The organism is Pseudomonas sp. LBUM1662, assembly GCF_059695915.1.
Genome location: NZ_CP166793.1, coordinates 3,109,323 through 3,124,576, shown reverse-complemented (window position 1 = coordinate 3,124,576; position 15,254 = coordinate 3,109,323). Strand labels below are relative to the sequence as shown.

Annotated in this window: 16 protein-coding genes; 9 read left to right on the top strand and 7 right to left on the bottom strand. The window is 60.7% G+C overall.

The window, feature by feature from the left end:
* Positions 1-3: 3 nt before the first annotated feature.
* Positions 4-1,347 carry a CDP-diacylglycerol--serine O-phosphatidyltransferase gene (pssA, locus tag ACA049_RS14165; protein WP_497336378.1) on the bottom strand — a complete coding sequence of 448 codons (1,344 nt, stop codon included), beginning with the start codon at positions 1,345-1,347 and terminating at the stop codon, positions 4-6.
* Between the two features lie 217 nt (positions 1,348-1,564).
* On the opposite strand from pssA, the gene ACA049_RS14160 reads away from it, so the two are divergent.
* Together ACA049_RS14160 and ACA049_RS14155 are read left to right on the top strand one after the other, a co-directional pair.
* Positions 1,565-2,128 carry a TetR/AcrR family transcriptional regulator gene (locus tag ACA049_RS14160; RefSeq protein WP_497336376.1) on the top strand — a complete coding sequence of 188 codons (564 nt, stop codon included), beginning with the start codon at positions 1,565-1,567 and terminating at the stop codon, positions 2,126-2,128.
* A gap of 56 nt (positions 2,129-2,184) precedes the next feature.
* A complete protein-coding gene (locus ACA049_RS14155; protein ID WP_010460010.1) occupies positions 2,185-2,661 on the top strand; it encodes a nuclear transport factor 2 family protein in 477 nt (158 codons plus the stop codon).
* A gap of 167 nt (positions 2,662-2,828) precedes the next feature.
* Here ACA049_RS14155 and sfnG read toward each other — a convergent pair whose 3' ends face one another.
* On the bottom strand, positions 2,829-3,923 hold the full coding sequence (sfnG, locus tag ACA049_RS14150; protein ID WP_497336374.1) for a dimethylsulfone monooxygenase SfnG: 1,095 nt from the start codon (positions 3,921-3,923) through the stop codon (positions 2,829-2,831).
* A 351-nt stretch (positions 3,924-4,274) separates the two neighbouring features.
* On the opposite strand from sfnG, the gene ACA049_RS14145 reads away from it, so the two are divergent.
* Complete coding sequence (locus ACA049_RS14145) at positions 4,275-5,513, top strand: acyl-CoA dehydrogenase family protein (RefSeq protein ID WP_497336372.1); 1,239 nt, start codon at positions 4,275-4,277, stop codon at positions 5,511-5,513.
* A gap of 206 nt (positions 5,514-5,719) precedes the next feature.
* The gene (locus ACA049_RS14140; protein WP_109631768.1) at positions 5,720-6,499 is read left to right on the top strand and encodes a TSUP family transporter; all 780 of its coding nucleotides are present in this window, start codon (positions 5,720-5,722) and stop codon (positions 6,497-6,499) included.
* Here ACA049_RS14140 and nudC read toward each other — a convergent pair.
* The 3 genes from nudC to ACA049_RS14125 all read right to left on the bottom strand — a co-directional run bounded on the left by nudC (position 6,467) and on the right by ACA049_RS14125 (position 9,098).
* On the bottom strand, positions 6,467-7,297 hold the full coding sequence (gene nudC / locus ACA049_RS14135; protein ID WP_497336370.1) for an NAD(+) diphosphatase: 831 nt from the start codon (positions 7,295-7,297) through the stop codon (positions 6,467-6,469). The genes ACA049_RS14140 and nudC overlap by 33 nt on opposite strands.
* 6 nt (positions 7,298-7,303) lie before the next feature.
* A complete protein-coding gene (locus ACA049_RS14130) occupies positions 7,304-8,116 on the bottom strand; it encodes a crotonase/enoyl-CoA hydratase family protein (RefSeq protein ID WP_497336368.1) in 813 nt (270 codons plus the stop codon).
* A gap of 208 nt (positions 8,117-8,324) precedes the next feature.
* Entirely contained in the window at positions 8,325-9,098 is a 774-nt protein-coding gene (locus ACA049_RS14125) for a class I SAM-dependent methyltransferase (RefSeq protein WP_497336366.1), read from the bottom strand.
* Between the two features lie 127 nt (positions 9,099-9,225).
* Between ACA049_RS14125 and ACA049_RS14120 the strand changes: the two genes are divergently transcribed.
* The 4 genes from ACA049_RS14120 (at position 9,226) to ACA049_RS14105 (ending at position 11,660) form a co-directional block, all read left to right on the top strand.
* Complete coding sequence (locus ACA049_RS14120; protein ID WP_497336364.1) at positions 9,226-9,786, top strand: cytochrome b; 561 nt, start codon at positions 9,226-9,228, stop codon at positions 9,784-9,786.
* Positions 9,787-9,813: 27 nt separating this feature from the next.
* On the top strand, positions 9,814-10,344 hold the full coding sequence (locus ACA049_RS14115; RefSeq protein WP_497336362.1) for a tetratricopeptide repeat protein: 531 nt from the start codon (positions 9,814-9,816) through the stop codon (positions 10,342-10,344).
* A gap of 66 nt (positions 10,345-10,410) precedes the next feature.
* The gene (locus ACA049_RS14110) at positions 10,411-10,896 is read left to right on the top strand and encodes a sigma-70 family RNA polymerase sigma factor (RefSeq protein ID WP_497336360.1); all 486 of its coding nucleotides are present in this window, start codon (positions 10,411-10,413) and stop codon (positions 10,894-10,896) included.
* Entirely contained in the window at positions 10,893-11,660 is a 768-nt protein-coding gene (locus ACA049_RS14105; RefSeq protein ID WP_497336358.1) for an anti-sigma factor family protein, read from the top strand. Before ACA049_RS14110 ends, ACA049_RS14105 begins: the two co-directional genes overlap by 4 nt.
* A 159-nt stretch (positions 11,661-11,819) precedes the next feature.
* On the opposite strand, the gene ACA049_RS14100 is transcribed toward ACA049_RS14105, so the two are convergent.
* The gene (locus ACA049_RS14100; protein ID WP_497336356.1) at positions 11,820-13,121 is read right to left on the bottom strand and encodes an ATP-binding protein; all 1,302 of its coding nucleotides are present in this window, start codon (positions 13,119-13,121) and stop codon (positions 11,820-11,822) included.
* A gap of 4 nt (positions 13,122-13,125) precedes the next feature.
* A complete protein-coding gene (locus tag ACA049_RS14095; protein WP_497336354.1) occupies positions 13,126-13,827 on the bottom strand; it encodes a response regulator in 702 nt (233 codons plus the stop codon).
* Positions 13,828-14,096: 269 nt separating this feature from the next.
* On the opposite strand from ACA049_RS14095, the gene ACA049_RS14090 reads away from it, so the two are divergent.
* Entirely contained in the window at positions 14,097-15,254 is a 1,158-nt protein-coding gene (locus tag ACA049_RS14090) for an efflux RND transporter periplasmic adaptor subunit (protein ID WP_497336352.1), read from the top strand.

The following is a 15,254-nucleotide window of genomic DNA, read 5'->3' as shown; positions in this document are numbered from 1 at the left end:
GTCTTACAGAATGCGATAGAGCAACCGCTCGATCCGCACCCGGCTGACACGCTTGAGAAACTTGGCCACTGCCGCCGGGTATTCCAGCAGCGTTTCAAGATCCTGATAACGCTGGATGCGCGTGGTGTTCTGGAAAATCTCCTCCAACTCCTTACTGCGCGGCTCCAGCAGCTCGCCTTTCGGGTCATCGATCAGCAGTGCGTTTTCCAGGTCGAGACGGAACGCCCGTGGATTGAGGTTATTGCCGGTCAACAAGGTGTAGCGCTGGTCGATCCACATGCCTTTGAGGTGATAGGTGTTGTCGCCGTCCTTCCACAAATGCAGGTTCAGCTTGCCGCTGTCGATGCTGTGTTGATGGCGTTTGGCGAAGCGCCGCAGGCTGATCTCGTAGAGATACGGCAGCGCCGCGATCACCTTGAACGGCTCGGTCGGCGGGATGTAGAAGTCGTTGGCAGTCTTGTCGCCGACCACGATGTCGATCTTCACGCCACGGCCCAGCGCCCGGTTGATTTCCCGGGTCACCGCCAGCGGCAGGTTGAAGTATGGGGTGCAGATGGTCAGCTGATGCTGGGCGCTGGCGATCAATTCACAGATCACCCGGCTCAACGGGTTGTTCTTGCCCACACCGAGCAATGGACTCACCGACAAACCGCCCTTCGCCGTGCTGCCGGCCGTGGTGTCGTACGTCGCGTGCTTGAGACGGCTGCGCAAATCGCCGATGTCGTTGCGCAGGCTGCGGGTGGTCGGCAGGTTCGGCAGGTCGAGGCGATGCACCGCTTTGGAAGCAACCAGACCGTGCTGGATCAGGTGCTGCATGGAATCGGCCAGCGCGGCGTTCTGCAGCAGGTGATAACGGTCGTAGCGGTACTTGTCGAACTTGTGCAGGTAAACGTTATTGAGGCTCGCGCCGCTGTAGATCACACAGTCGTCGATCACAAAGCCTTTCAAATGCAGCACGCCGAACAGCTCGCGGGTCTGCACCGGCACGCCGTACACCGGCACTTCGCTGGCGTGGGTGCGCGTCGCCTCCTGATACCAGGCGGAGTTGCCCGGCTGTTTGCCGGCACCGATCAAGCCGCGCTGGGCGCGCAGCCAGTCCACCACCACGACCACGTCCAGTTCCGGACGCGCCAGTTTGGCGGCGTGCAAGGCATCAAGGATTTCCTGACCGGCCTCGTCCTGTTGCAGATACAGCGCGACGATGTAGATGCGCCGGGTGGCGCTGGCGATTTTTTCCAGCAGGCAACGACGGAACTCGGCAGCGCCGGAAAGAATGGTGACGGCATCGGCGGTCAGCGGAAAACTGCGCAGTTTAGGCAGCAGAGAGCGTTTGAAAAGCGACGGCATAGGGCTCGCAAAGGGTCAATTCCGAATAGTGCGAGAGCTTACACCATGGATGGGCTTGGGTCTTGTTGCGGTCTGTAATGGCCCCTTCGCGGGCAAGCCTCGCTCCTACAGTTGGACGCATTCCCCTGTAGGAGCGAGGCTTGCCCACGAAGGCGATTTAACAGGCAAATAAAATATCTGCTTGACCAAGGAGAACGATCGTTCTACTGTTCGCCACATGAACGAAATCACAAGCAACGACACACGCGACATCATTCTGGATGTCACCGAAAAGTTGATCTACAAAAGTGGCATCGCCGCCACCGGCATGGATCTCCTGGTGAAAACCGCCGGCGTCTCCAGAAAAAGTATCTACCGCTACTTCGCCAACAAGGAGGAGCTGACCGTCGCCGCCCTGCAACGCCGCGACGTGCGCTGGATGCACTGGTACAGAAGTGAAGTCGACCTGGCTGAAACCCCGGCCGACCGCCTGCTCAACCTGTTTACCGTGCTCAAGGCCTGGTTCGCCTCCGAAGGCTTCCGCGGCTGCGCATTCATTAATACCAGCGGCGAAACCGGCGACCCGCAAGACCCGGTCCGCCTGGTCGCCAAGGACCATAAACAAAAGCTGCTCGACTACGTGTGCGAGCTCTGTACCGAACATGGCGCTACCGACCCGGAGACGCTGGCCAGACGCCTGCTGATCCTGATCGACGGTGCCATTACCGTAGCGCTTGTGATGGGTGATCACAGTGCAGCCGATAATGCGCAATGCATGGCGCGAAAGTTATTGGACCTGTAACACTTTAACCAAGCCCGACAACTTGCTTGAACTTTAATTTGAGAGGGAGACGTTAAATGTCAAACGCAGAAGTTCGTCCGCCATTGCCGCCTTTCACCCGTGAATCGGCCATCGAAAAAGTTCGCCTGGCCGAAGACGGCTGGAACTCCCGCGACCCGGAACGCGTGTCGCTGGCCTACACCCTGGACACCAAGTGGCGTAACCGCGCCGAGTTCGCCTACAACCGCGAAGAAGCCAAAGGTTTCCTGACCCGCAAATGGGCCAAGGAACTGGACTATCGCCTGATCAAGGAACTCTGGGCCTTTACCGGCAACCGCATCGCCGTGCGTTATGCCTATGAATGGCACGACGACTCGGGCAACTGGTTCCGCTCCTACGGCAACGAAAACTGGGAGTTCGATGAGAACGGCTTGATGGCCAACCGGTTTGCCTGCATCAACGACATGCCGATCAAGGAAAGCGACCGCAAGTTCCACTGGCCGCTGGGGCGTCGCCCTGACGATCACCCAAGCCTGTCCGACCTGGGCCTGTAAACCCTAACCCCTAACCCCTGACCCCTACCCCCTGTAGGAGCTGTCGAGTGAAACGAGGCTGCGATCTTTTGATTTTGCTTTTTAAAGATCAAGATCAAAAGATCGCAGCCTCGTTTCACTCGACAGCTCCTACAGGGTGTTGTGGGTGTTGTGGGGTTTTTGGGTGTTCAGGCGACTGCGGGTTGCGGCTTGGCTGATGCTTTGGCTTCCAGCTCACGCACCAACGGCAATACCCGCTTGCCGAAATACTCCACTTCTTCCTGGAAGTGCAGGAACCCCGCCAGCACCAGGTCCACGCCCACCGCCTTCAACGCCACGATGCGCTCGGCGATCTGTTGCGGCGTGCCGATCAGGTTGGTCTTGAAGCCATCGTTGTATTGCACCAGGTCCTCAAACGTCGACTTCGCCCAGTTGCCCTCGCCTTCCGGCGACGCCCTGCCCGCTTGTTTCGCTGCATCACCGAAGGCATTCACCGCTTCCGGGTCTGCCTGGTCGATGATCTGCGCCAGCACTGCCCGCGCCTCTTCTTCCGTATCGCGTGCGATGACGAACGCATTCACGCCGATTTTCACCGAGTGGTTATTGACCGCCGCCTTGATGCGAATGTCATCGACCTGGGCCTTGATGCCTTCAGGTGTGTTGCCGTTGGTGAAGTACCAGTCCGACACCCGCGCGGCCATGTCACGGGCTGCGCGGGAACTGCCGCCCTGGAAGATTTCCGGCTGGCCCAGTGGCTTGGGTTTAAGGCTGTAGTTGTCGAACCGGTAGAAGTCACCACGGAAGGTGAAGTTGTCCTGACTCCAGATGCCTTTGAGCGAGCGGATGAACTCTTCGGAGCGGCGATAACGCTCGTCGTGTTCCAGCCAGTGTTCGCCGATCGCTTGAAACTCACCCTTGAACCAGCCGCTGACGATATTGACCGCCACTCGGCCGTTAGTCAGCTGATCGATGGTCGCCAGTTGCTTGGCCGCCAACGCCGGTTGCCAAGGCCCCGGCAGGATCGCGGCGATCACTTTCAGTTTGGTCGTGGCGGCCAGCAGCGCATGGCTGAAAGCGACGGATTCGTGCTGGAACTCGGCACCGTAGCCGGCGGTGAAACGAATCTGGGTCAGGGCATATTCGAACCCGGCCTCTTCGGCCAGTTGCGCCAGTTTGCGGTTGTAGTCGATGCCCCAATGGGTACGTTGTTCGATCTTGCTGACCACCAGCCCGCCGCTGACGTTCGGCACCCAGTAGGCAAATTTGACGGCTTGCTGACTCATTGGCTTGTCCTCGGGACGTTGGGAAGTCCTAGGGGCAGAGCAGCAACCGTGCCAGTGCGAAATTGCAACCCGCGACACAACGGCCTCAAGCCAAGTGAAATCCCTGTGGGAGCGGGCTTGCTCGCGAATGCGGTCGGTCAGCTGACGAAGATGTTGAATGACACACCGCATTCGCGAGCAAGCCCGCTCCCACAAGAATCCGGGCGTGTCTGGGGCAATTTGCTGATGGACTGTTGGTCCGGCAACAGTTGCGATCAGGGTAAACCCGCACAAGCCCGTAATCACAGGCCTTTGAAGATCGGCATGGACCCTGCAATCCCCTTTGGCATCCACTGCCCAAGGAACCCTCCCATGACCGAACACCAAATAATCAACCCTCTGTCCATTGGCACTGACTATGAAGCGCTGGCCTCAAGATTCCGGCCGATATTCCAGCGCATCGCCGCCGGCGCCGTAGGACGCGAGCAGTCGCGCAGCCTGCCGTTCGAGCCGATTCAATGGCTCAAGGACGCCGGTTTCGGTGCCGTGCGAGTGCCGGTGGAATATGGCGGTGGCGGCGCGTCCGTGCCGCAATTGTTCGAGTTGCTGATCGAACTGGCCGAAGCCGATTCCAACGTGCCGCAGGCCCTACGCGGGCATTTCGCCTTCGTCGAAGACCGCTTGAACTCGCCGCCGGTTTCGGGCCGGGATCTGTGGTTCAAGCGCTTTGTCGACGGTGACATCGTCGGCAACGCCTGGACCGAAATCGGCAGCGTGGCCATCGGCGACGTCATCACCAAAGTCTCGCCCCACGGCGAACAATGGCGGCTCAATGGTGAAAAGTTCTACAGCACCGGTAGCCTGTTTTCCGACTGGATCGACGTGTACGCCCAGCGCAGCGACACCGGCGGCGATGTGATTGCCGCGGTCCGCACCCGCCAACCGGGGATCGTGCAGAGCGATGACTGGGACGGTTTCGGCCAGCGCACCACCGGCAGCGGTACTTCGCGGTTTATCGACGCCGAAGTCGACGCCGAGAACGTCATCGACTTCGCCACCCGCTTCAAATACCAGACCGCGTTTTATCAGCTGGTGTTGCTGGCTACCCTCGCCGGGATCGGCCGCGCGGCGCTACGCGACGTGGCGCATCAGGTCCGCGAGCGCAAACGCATTTACAGCCATGGCAATGCTCAGCATGTCAGCCAGGACGCGCAGGTTCAGCAAGTGGTCGGTGACATTGCAGCGTTGGTGTACGCCGCCGAAGCGAGTGCCTTGAAGGCCGCGGAGCCGGCGCAACGGGCGTATCTGGCGCGGTTCTCCGGTGATGAGGTGCTTGAGCGGGCGGCGAATGTCGCGGCGGAAATCGAATCGGCCAAGGCACAAGGGGTGGTTTCTGAACTGATCCTGCGAGCGACCACGCAGTTGTTCAATGCGCTGGGCGCTTCGGATGTCCGTGAAGGAAAATCGCTGGACCGGCATTGGCGCAATGCACGGACGGTGTCGTCGCACAATCCGTTGATCTACAAGGCGCGGATTGTCGGGGACTGGACGATCAACGGGACTGAGCCGCCGTTTGTGTGGCAGATCGGGAATGGACCTTCCAGCAAGTGATGTAGCGTCTGGAAGTCAGTCTTCGCGGGCAAGCCTCGCTCCTACGGGATTTATGTCGTCCGACCATTTTGTGATCACCACAATCCCGTAGGAGCGAGGCTTGCCCGCGAAGAGGCCAGACCTGTCGCCGCAGAAGTCGGATCTAGGTAAGATATCGGCCCTTCCCCGCAGCCCCTTGCTGCACCCCGCCGAATAAGCCGATTTCCATGCCTTTCGAACTCAGCGTTGACCTCACCACCCTGGCCATTCTGGCCTTCGTCGCTTTCATTGCCGGTTTCATCGACGCCATTGCCGGCGGTGGCGGTCTGCTGACCACCCCGGCGCTGTTGACTGCCGGCTTGCCGCCGCACCTGGTGCTGGGCACCAACAAACTGAGTTCGACCTTCGGCTCCGCCACTGCCAGTTTCACCTTTTACCGGCGCAAGCTGTTCCATCCAAGGCAGTGGGTTCACGCCATCGTCGGCACGCTGGTCGGTGCGCTGACCGGCGCGGTGGTCGCGCATTACCTGCCCGCCGAATGGCTGAACAAGATGCTGCCGGTGATCGTGTTCGCCTGTGGCCTGTACCTGTTGTTCGGCGGCACTCCAAAAGCGCCGTTGGACAGCGATGCGCCGATCAAGAAAAAGTGGCAATCGACCCAAGGCTTCAGCCTCGGATTCTACGATGGCGTAGCCGGCCCGGGCACCGGCGCGTTCTGGACCGTCAGCAGCATGCTGATGTACCCCATCGACCTGGTGAAGGCCAGCGGCGTGGCGCGCAGCATGAACTTCGTCAGCAACATTGCGGCGCTGTCGGTGTTCGTGTTTTCCGGGCAGGTGGACTGGATCATCGGCCTGAGCATGGGCCTGTCGGTAATGGTCGGCGCGTTTTTCGGGGCTCGCACCGCCATCAGCGGCGGCGCGAAGTTCATTCGCCCGGTGTTCATCACCGTGGTGCTGGGCTTGACCGTGCGGTTAGCCTGGCAACACTGGTTCAGCGTGGCCTAAGCGCCGCGCCACGTAGACGTCGATGAGGTAACGGGCAATCGAGCGCGATGCCGGCAACGGCGGTAACGCGTGAACGTTGAACCACTGGGCGTCTTCGATTTCGTCTTCCTGGCAGACAATCTCGCCACCGGCGTATTCGGCGTGAAAACCGAGCATCATCGAATGCGGGAACGGCCAGCACTGGCTGCCCAGGTACTGGATGTTCTTGACCTCGATCTGCACCTCTTCGCGCACCTCGCGAATCAGGCAGTCCTCGGCGGATTCACCCGGTTCGGCAAACCCGGCCAACGTGCTGTAGACCCCAGCCACAAAGCGTGGCGAACGGGCCAGCAGCACTTCGTCGCCACGGGTCACCAGCACAATCATGCTCGGTGAGATGCGCGGGTAATAACGCAGATCACACGGCTCGCAGTACATCGCCCGTTCACGGGGCACTTGCGTCGCCGCCTGGCCACAGTTGCCACAAAAGCGATGCTCGCGATACCAGGTGCCAATCTGCGCGGCATAACCGAGTACCTTGTACACCGTGTGATCGCCGTCGAGCATGAACGCCCGCAGGCCTTTCCAGTTGCAGCCCGGTACTTCGCTGTGGCTGCGCAGTTCCAGCAGATAGACCGGTTCGCCATCGAGGTGACCGATGCCATGTTCAGCGAGAATCGAAAGATCCTGACGCTTGAGCCATTCGCGAGGGAACAGCGCGCCATTGTCATCGAACAGAAAGCCTTCGGGGCTACGAGCCACGGCCCAGCCGCCGGGTTGATCGGTGTCCAGTACTGCGGTGGTCCAGCGTGAAGTCATGTTTAATCAGTCCAGAAATTCGGGTTTCTGTTTGCTCATATGGGCGGCCATGGCCACGCGCAAATCGGTGGATTGCAGCATGGCGGCGTTCCAGGTGGCGACGTATTCGAGGCCGTCGTCAATGCGGTGGTCGCGCATGTAGCTGATCATCTCTTTGGTGCCGGTGACCGCAATCGGCGACTTGCTGGCGATTTCCCGGGCAATGCCCATCACACCGTCCAACAGGCTGGCAGGGTCGCTGTAGACGCGATTGACCAGACCGATGCTGCGCGCTTCCTCGGCACCGAAAGTGCGACCAGTGTAAGCCAGTTCACGCAGCATGCCGTCACCGATGATCCGCGGCAAGCGTTGCAAAGTGCCCACGTCGGCGGCCATACCGATGTCGATTTCCTTGATCGAGAATTGCGCGTCCTCGGCGGCGTAACGCATGTCGCACGCGGCAATCAGGTCGATGGCGCCACCCAGGCAATAACCCTGAATCGCCGCCAGCACTGGCTTGCGGCAGTTATCGACGGCATTGAAGGACGCTTGCAGGGCGAGGATCTTGCGGCGCAGCAGGCGCGCATTGCGGCCGACGTCCTTGCCCAGTTCATTGGCCACCCCGGCCAGCATCATCAGGTCGATGCCGGAGGAAAAGTGCTTGCCCGCGCCACTGAGTACAACAACCCGGGCTTCGTCGGTGTCGTCGATCCACTGGAAAATCTCGATGATCTCGCTCCAGAACGCGGCGTTCATCGAATTGATCTTTTCCGGGCGGTTGATCTGCACATGGGCGATTTTATCGGCCAGTTCGACGGTGAACGCGGTGTACTCAGACATGGCAGTGATCCTTTACCGGGGTAGAAAATGAGGCCCGGACTATAACAAGGCATTGCCTGGGGGAGTAAGGCAGTGGTTCGGCCAAAAACGGGACTGGCTTATGGATCTTTAGTGTCTGGGCCGGCCAATCGCGGGCAAGCCTCGCTCCTATAGGGGAAATTGTGCCTTTGTAGGAGCGAGGCTTGCCCGCGAAGGCCGCACCACCAATCTAACTGCCCTTCACCGCCACAAACGCCACGGTTTCATAAGGCACCGTCACCACATCCTTGCCGCGCAACTCTGGATCCCCGGCAATCAATGCCCGCATCTGTTCATCCACCCTCTCCCGCTGCTCCTGCGGCAACGCTGCAATAAAACTGGTCGAACGCACCCGGTTGAAGATCACATCCTCGGGCGCCCCTGTGTGCCCATGGCTGAAATGCTGCGCCTGCAACGACCCGAACGCCGGATGAGGAAAGGCCCGACGCCAGGCCCCGGTGTAATAGCGCGGCGTATCGCCTTCCAGCGCGTTGACGATCGCATCCAGTTTCGGCACCCAACTCACTTTGGTATCGCGCAGGTTCCACACCAGGCCCAGCCTGCCGCCGGGCTTGAGGACCCGGGCGATTTCAGTCAGCGCTTCGGGGCTGGCAAACCAGTGAAACGCCTGGGCGCAGACCACCACATCCACTGAGGCATCGGGTAGCGGAAGGTCCGTCGCCGTGCCGCTGACCGCCAAGACCTCCGGGAAGGCCAACGACAACTTTTCAAGCATTTGCGCCACCGGCTCCACCGCAATCACCTGCGCGCCCGTCGCCACCAGTCGCCCGGTAAATTTACCGGTGCCGGCGCCCAAGTCGATGACGGTTGTGTCCGCGTTCAATCCCAGGGTGTCGCTCAACCACTCGGCCACTTGCGGCGGGTAATCCGGACGCCCGCGAACATACGTATCGGCGGCGGTTTTATAGCCCGCAGCGGCAGAATGATGGACCTGATCTTTCATGGCAGCGCTCCCGATCGACAACGAATGCTGTCGAGCATAGCGCCTGGATTTGAGCTTTCCCTGCCAAAGAAATGAATAATTGTTCACCCTGCGGTGTTCTCCAATCAACGCCCCATGAGAATTGTCTGTGAACAACCTGAACCCGGATTCACCGCCCCGTTATGACCGCCTCACCATGAGCCTGCACTGGCTGTCCGCGCTGCTGGTGATCGGCATGTTCGCCAGCGCACAAGTCTGGCAACAACTGGAAAAAGGCACGCCGCTGCGCAAGGAATTGCAGTCGCTGCACATTTCCTGCGGCATCTTGCTGGCCGTGATCGTGATCGGCCGGCTGCTCTGGCGCGTCTCACGCGGGCGTCATTTGCCAGCCGCCAATCACGGCGTGATGAATGTGCTGGCAAAGTCGGCGCACTGGGCGCTCTATATCTTGCTACTGAGCCAGATTGTGCTGGGTTTTGTGTTTCGCTGGGCCCAGGCAGAGCCTTTCAACTTTTTCGGTCTGTTCGATGTCCCGACTTTGCTGACGTTCGACAAAAGCATGCGTTCCGTCTTCGGCGGCCTGCACGAGCAAGTGGCCTGGGCTATTGTGACTCTGGCCGGGCTGCATGCGGTCATGGCGCTGGTTCACCATTACGGCCTGCGCGACAACACCTTGCGCCGGATGCTGCCCGGGCGTGGTTCAAACTGATTCGAATTTAACTGCGGAGCATTGCTCATGAACGTCCGTTTCGCTGTTTTCACCGTTCCGCTGCTGCTTGCCGTTGCGTTGTCCGGTTCGCTGGCCATAGCCAATGGGGACGATGACGCCCCGGCCAAACCAAACTGCCCCAAGGGCCAGGTTTTCGACACCAAGTCGCAGAAATGCGTGATGCAGACCAGCAGCCTGGTCCCGGACGCCGACCGCACCGATTACGCTTATCGCCTGGCCAAGGACGGTCGTTACGAAGAAGCGCTGGCGCTGCTCGACACGCTAAAGAATCCCGATACCGCCAAAGCCCTCAACTATCGCGGCTACGCCACGCGTAAACTGGGGCGCACCGACGAAGGCATCGGTTATTACCTGCAATCGGTCAAACTCGATCCGCAGTACGCGCAAGTGCGTGAATACCTCGGCGAGGCGTACGTCATCAAAGGGCGACTGGACCTGGCGCAAGAGCAGTTGCAGCAGATCAAATCGATCTGCGGCAGCACCTGCGAGGAATACCAGGACCTGGCCGAAGCGATCAACGATTCATCGAAAACCTGACACACCGAACGGACGGAGGTCGCTATCGCCAGCGATCAGGCAATACGGGCAGAGCTGGGCCAGCATTTGGCGCGTTTATGGCGTTACGGCCTGCTGCTGTCCCGGCAACGGCATGTGGCCGAAGACCTGGTGCAAGCCACCTGCGTGCGGGCGCTTGAGCGTGCCGGGCAGTTTGTCCCCGGTACCCGCATGGACCGCTGGCTGTTGAGCATTCTGCATTCGATCTGGCTCAACGAAGTACGCTCCCGGCGGGTGCGCCAGGGTCAGGGGCTGGTCGATGCCGATAGTCAGTTGTCGTTTGATGGAGAATCCGCGGCGCAGACCCATGTGCTCGCCGCCCAGGTCATCCGCCGCGTCGACGCCCTGCCCGAGGCCCAACGCGAGACGGTGTACCTGGCTTATGTCGAAGGCTTGTCGTATCGCGAAGTCGCCGATGTGCTGCAAGTGCCCATCGGCACCGTCATGAGCCGCCTCGCCGCCGCCCGCGTGAAACTGGCTGAATACCCGCCATTGCACGCAGTACAGAATCCTTCCACCGGAGAACGTCGATGAACGACCGCGCGATACCTTCGGACGAGCAACTGGTCGCGTACCTCGACGATCAGCTCGATGTCGACCAGCGCACCCGCATCGACGCCGCCATCGCCGACGATTCGACACTCAACCTGCGCCTGCAATGGCTGGCCCGCAGCAGCCTGCCGTTCAAAGCGGCCTACGATGAACTGGCTCAACAAGCCCCGGTCGACCGTTTGCAATCGATGCTCGACACCTTGCCTTCGCCTGAACGCCCGGCGATGAATCGCCGCTTGTTCCTTGCCGCTGCGGCAGGCCTTGTGATCAGCGGCGTGGTGGCGGATCGCTTGTTCCTCGGCTGGCAAATGAGTCAGGAAAAGAGCAACTGGCGAGGCCTGGTCGCTGACTATATGTCGCTGTACGTGCCGCAAACCCTGGAGCACTTGCCTTCCGATGAAGCCACTCAGCGGGCGCAACTGCAAACCATCGACGCACGTCTGGGCCTGAACCTGACGCCTGCGCAACTGACCCTGCCACGGTCCGAATTGAAACGCGCGCAAATCCTCGAGTACGACGGCATGCCCATCGCGCAGATCACTTATCTGGATCCGGCACACGGCCCGATAGCCTTATGCGCCAAGCGTTCCAACAACGGCAGCCGGCATTTCGCCCATGAGATTCGGCACAGGATGAACGTGGTGTATTGGGCGGACATGGAGCATGCGTGGATGTTGATCGGGCATAACCCGGCGGCGGAACTGGAGAGCATGGCGAAGTTATTGCGAAGCCGACTCAGCGCGTAATTCTGTAGCAGCTGTCGAGCCTGCGAGGCTGCGTTCGAGTGCGAAGCAATCGCCAATCGGGTATACGCGGTTTTCCTGATGGAACCGATTGCCTGATTTTGCGACTGCTTCGCAGCCCAACGCAGCCTCGCAGGCTCGACAGCTGCTACATAGGGTGCGTCAGGCAGAGGTGGGCAGCCACAACCGGAATCGCGCGCCACCCAGGGGCGACGGTTCCACGGTCAGCGTGCCGCCCTGCGCTTCCAGTGCCCGGCGGCTGATTGCCAGCCCCAGACCAAACCCGCCCGTTGCCCGGTCGCGGCTGCGGTCCAGCCGATAGAACGGTTCGAATATCCGCTCGCGCTCATCATCGGGTATGCCGATGCCGTCGTCATCGACCCAGATCTCGCAGCCTTTCGGACAGACCTGAACGCCAATCTGAATGCGCTTTTCGCAATAGCGCATGGCATTGCGCAGCAGGTTCTGAATCGCGCGAGCGGTCAGTCGCGGATCCAGCACAAAGCGTTCGAGCTGCCCATGAAGCACGACATCGATCACGATGTCCGGCGACTCCAGTTCTTCATCGACGCTGCCCAAAATACTGTCGATAAATTCATCCAGCGACACTTCGACCTGTTCCGGCAGCCGTGCCGGGTTCTGCAATCGGCTGTAGGACAGCAACTCCAGCACTAACTCATCCAGTTCCCGAATGTGCGCGACCAGCCCCATCAAGCGCTCGCGACTGGCTGCCGGCAAGTCGTCGGACAGCGCCAGGGCCAGGCCGAAGTCCAGGCGCGTCAGCGGTGTGCGCAGTTCGTGGGAGACAGCGTTGAGCAGGTCGCGCTGCTGGTTGAGCAGGTTCTCGATATCGCCGGCCATGGTGTCGAAGACGTTGGCCAGGCTGCCGATATTGGAATGAGGGGAAATCTGTGTGCGTTCGTCGAGGTGGCCCTTGCCGAAGCGTTCGGCGGTGCCTTTGAGGCGTTCCAGGTCGCGCCAGTGCGGTCGCAACCAAAGCAACAGGCAGGCCAGCATGGTCGCGCCGATCAGCACGTTGATGCTCCAGTACAACAGGCTGACGTCCATCGGGTCGGGCGGCACGACCATTTGCACGACCGTCGTCTTGTTCAACGGTGCCACGGCCAAAGTGCGCCAGCCCCAGTCGCCGATGCGCACGACCTTCTCGTCGCGCTGCAAACGCTCTTGTTCATCGAGGGTGAAATCAGGGTCGTCATTGCGGGTCAGGACGATGCGCAGCGGGGAAAACTCCTTGTCCATCTCGCTCGCCAGCGCCGGCCACTGCGCTTCGGGCACCGCGTGGAACTGTTTGACGATGAGGGTTTGCAGCCCGCGCGAGTAATCGAGGTTGTAGGTGACAAACCGCTCATGGAACACCTTGATCACCAGGTCCGGCACCAGGTAGATCGCCGCGCTGTACGAGACGATCATCACCAGATAGAGGCGAAAGAGGATTCTGAACATCGTCTCAGCATTCCCACTCGGAACGGCTGAACAGGTAGCCCTTGCCCCACACGGTCTTGATCTTGCGCGCCTCGCCCGCGTGGTCGTCGAACTTGCGCCGCAACTTGGAGATCGCCACGTCTACCGAGCGGTCGGTGCCGTTGAATTCGATGCCGCGCAGGCGTTGCAGGATCTGGTCGCGGCTTAGCACTTCGCCGGCATGCCGGGCCAGCACCACCAGCAGGTTGTATTCACCGCTGGACAGTTCCACCAGCTGATCGCGCCAGGTCACGGTGCGCTCCGACAGGTCGATGCACAGGTTACCCATGAGGATGCGGTCGTTGGCGGTCTGCGGTTCGCTAAGGCTGCTGCGGCGTAACAGCGTGCGCACGCGGGCCAGCAATACGCGGGGCTCGCAGGGTTTGGTGACGTAATCGTCGGCGCCCATTTCCAGGCCCAGCACCTGGTCATGGCTGTCGTCACGGGCGGTCAGCATCAGGATCGGCAACGTCGCTGAATCCGCCCGCAGCAAGCGGCAGACTTGCAGGCCATCGAGCCCCGGCAGCATCAGGTCGAGGATCACCAGGTCCGGCGGACTGACCCGCGCTCGCTCGCGCACGTGATCGCCACGGCTGATCACACTGACGCAATAGCCATTGCGTTCCAGGTAGCTGGCAATCAGTTCGGAGAGCGCGGTGTCGTCTTCGACCAGGAGGATGTTGGGCATGGGGTGTTTCCAGAAAGTGCGGTGGCGACCTTTGGGGCCTCTTCGCGGGCAAGCCTCGCTCCTACAGGGGAATGCGATTAACTGTAGGAGCGAGGCTTGCCCGCGAAGGCGGCGTGACAGGCGCAATAAATTCCAAGCGGCCAAGGATATACGCCCGCGCCCGCCCGTGAGTAAAACCCTTACACAATTTCACACAGCACCAACAAAGCTTCACCGCTACTCTCCTCGCCTCCCCGTAGGATGCGGGCAGTCATTATTGGGGTATTTACATGTCAAAGAACCTGCTTGCCAAGCTCAGCCTGATAGCGATGGCGTTGACGCTGAGCGCTTGTGACAAGTCCTCGAACGCCGAAGAGCAGGCGCCTCTGGCCACGGTTCGCATCGAAACCATCGAAGCCCGGCCCTTGTCGATCACCAGCGAATTGAGCGGACGGATTGCCGCGCCACGGATCGCCGAAGTGCGTGCCCGGGTCGCCGGCGTCGTGTTGCAACGCGCCTTTCGCGAAGGCAGCGACGTAAAAAAAGGCGATGTGCTGTTCCGTATCGATCCGGCGCCCTTCAAGGCCGACCTGGACAGCGCCGAAGCGTCCTTGCGCAAGGCTGAGGCCAACGCCTTCCAGGCCAAACTGCAGGAACAGCGTTATGCCCAGTTGATCGAAGGCAACGCCATCAGCGGCCAGGATTACGACAACGCCCGAGCCAGTGCCCGGCAGACCGCCGCTGACGTCGCCGCCAACAAGGCCGCCGTGGATCGCGCGAAACTCAACCTCGGTTACGCCACCGTTACCGCGCCGATTTCCGGGCGCATCGGCCGTGCGCTCGTAACAGAAGGCGCGCTGGTCGGGCAAAACGAAACCACGCCATTGGCACTGATTCAGCAACTGAACCCGATTCACGCCGACCTGACCCAATCGACCCGCGAACTCAACGACCTGCGCCGTGCTTTCCGCTCCGGCCAGTTGAAAGAAGTGGGTCAGGGCCAGACCAAGGCGACGCTGATTCAGGATGACGGCAGCCTCTACCCGCTGCCGGGCAAGTTGCTGTTCACCGACATTACCGTTGACCCGGGCACCGGCCAGATCATCGTGCGCAGCGAGTTCCCCAACCCGGACCTCGATCTGCTGCCGGGCAGCTTCGTGCGGGTGCGCCTGGAACAAGCGGTGAACCAGCAAGGTATCAGCGTGCCGCAACGGGCCATTCAGCGTGACAGCGCCGGTATTGCCCAAGTGCTGTTGCTCGACGCCGAGCAGCGCATCGGCCAGCAACCGGTAGAGCTGGGCGCGGTGCAGAAAGATCGCTGGATCGTCACCGGTGGCCTCAAACCCGGCGACCGTATCGTCACCGAAGGCCTGCAACACGCCAAACCCGGTGAAAAAGTCCAGATCGACAACACCCCTCTTCCACTTGCCCAGGTTTCTGGTCAGTAA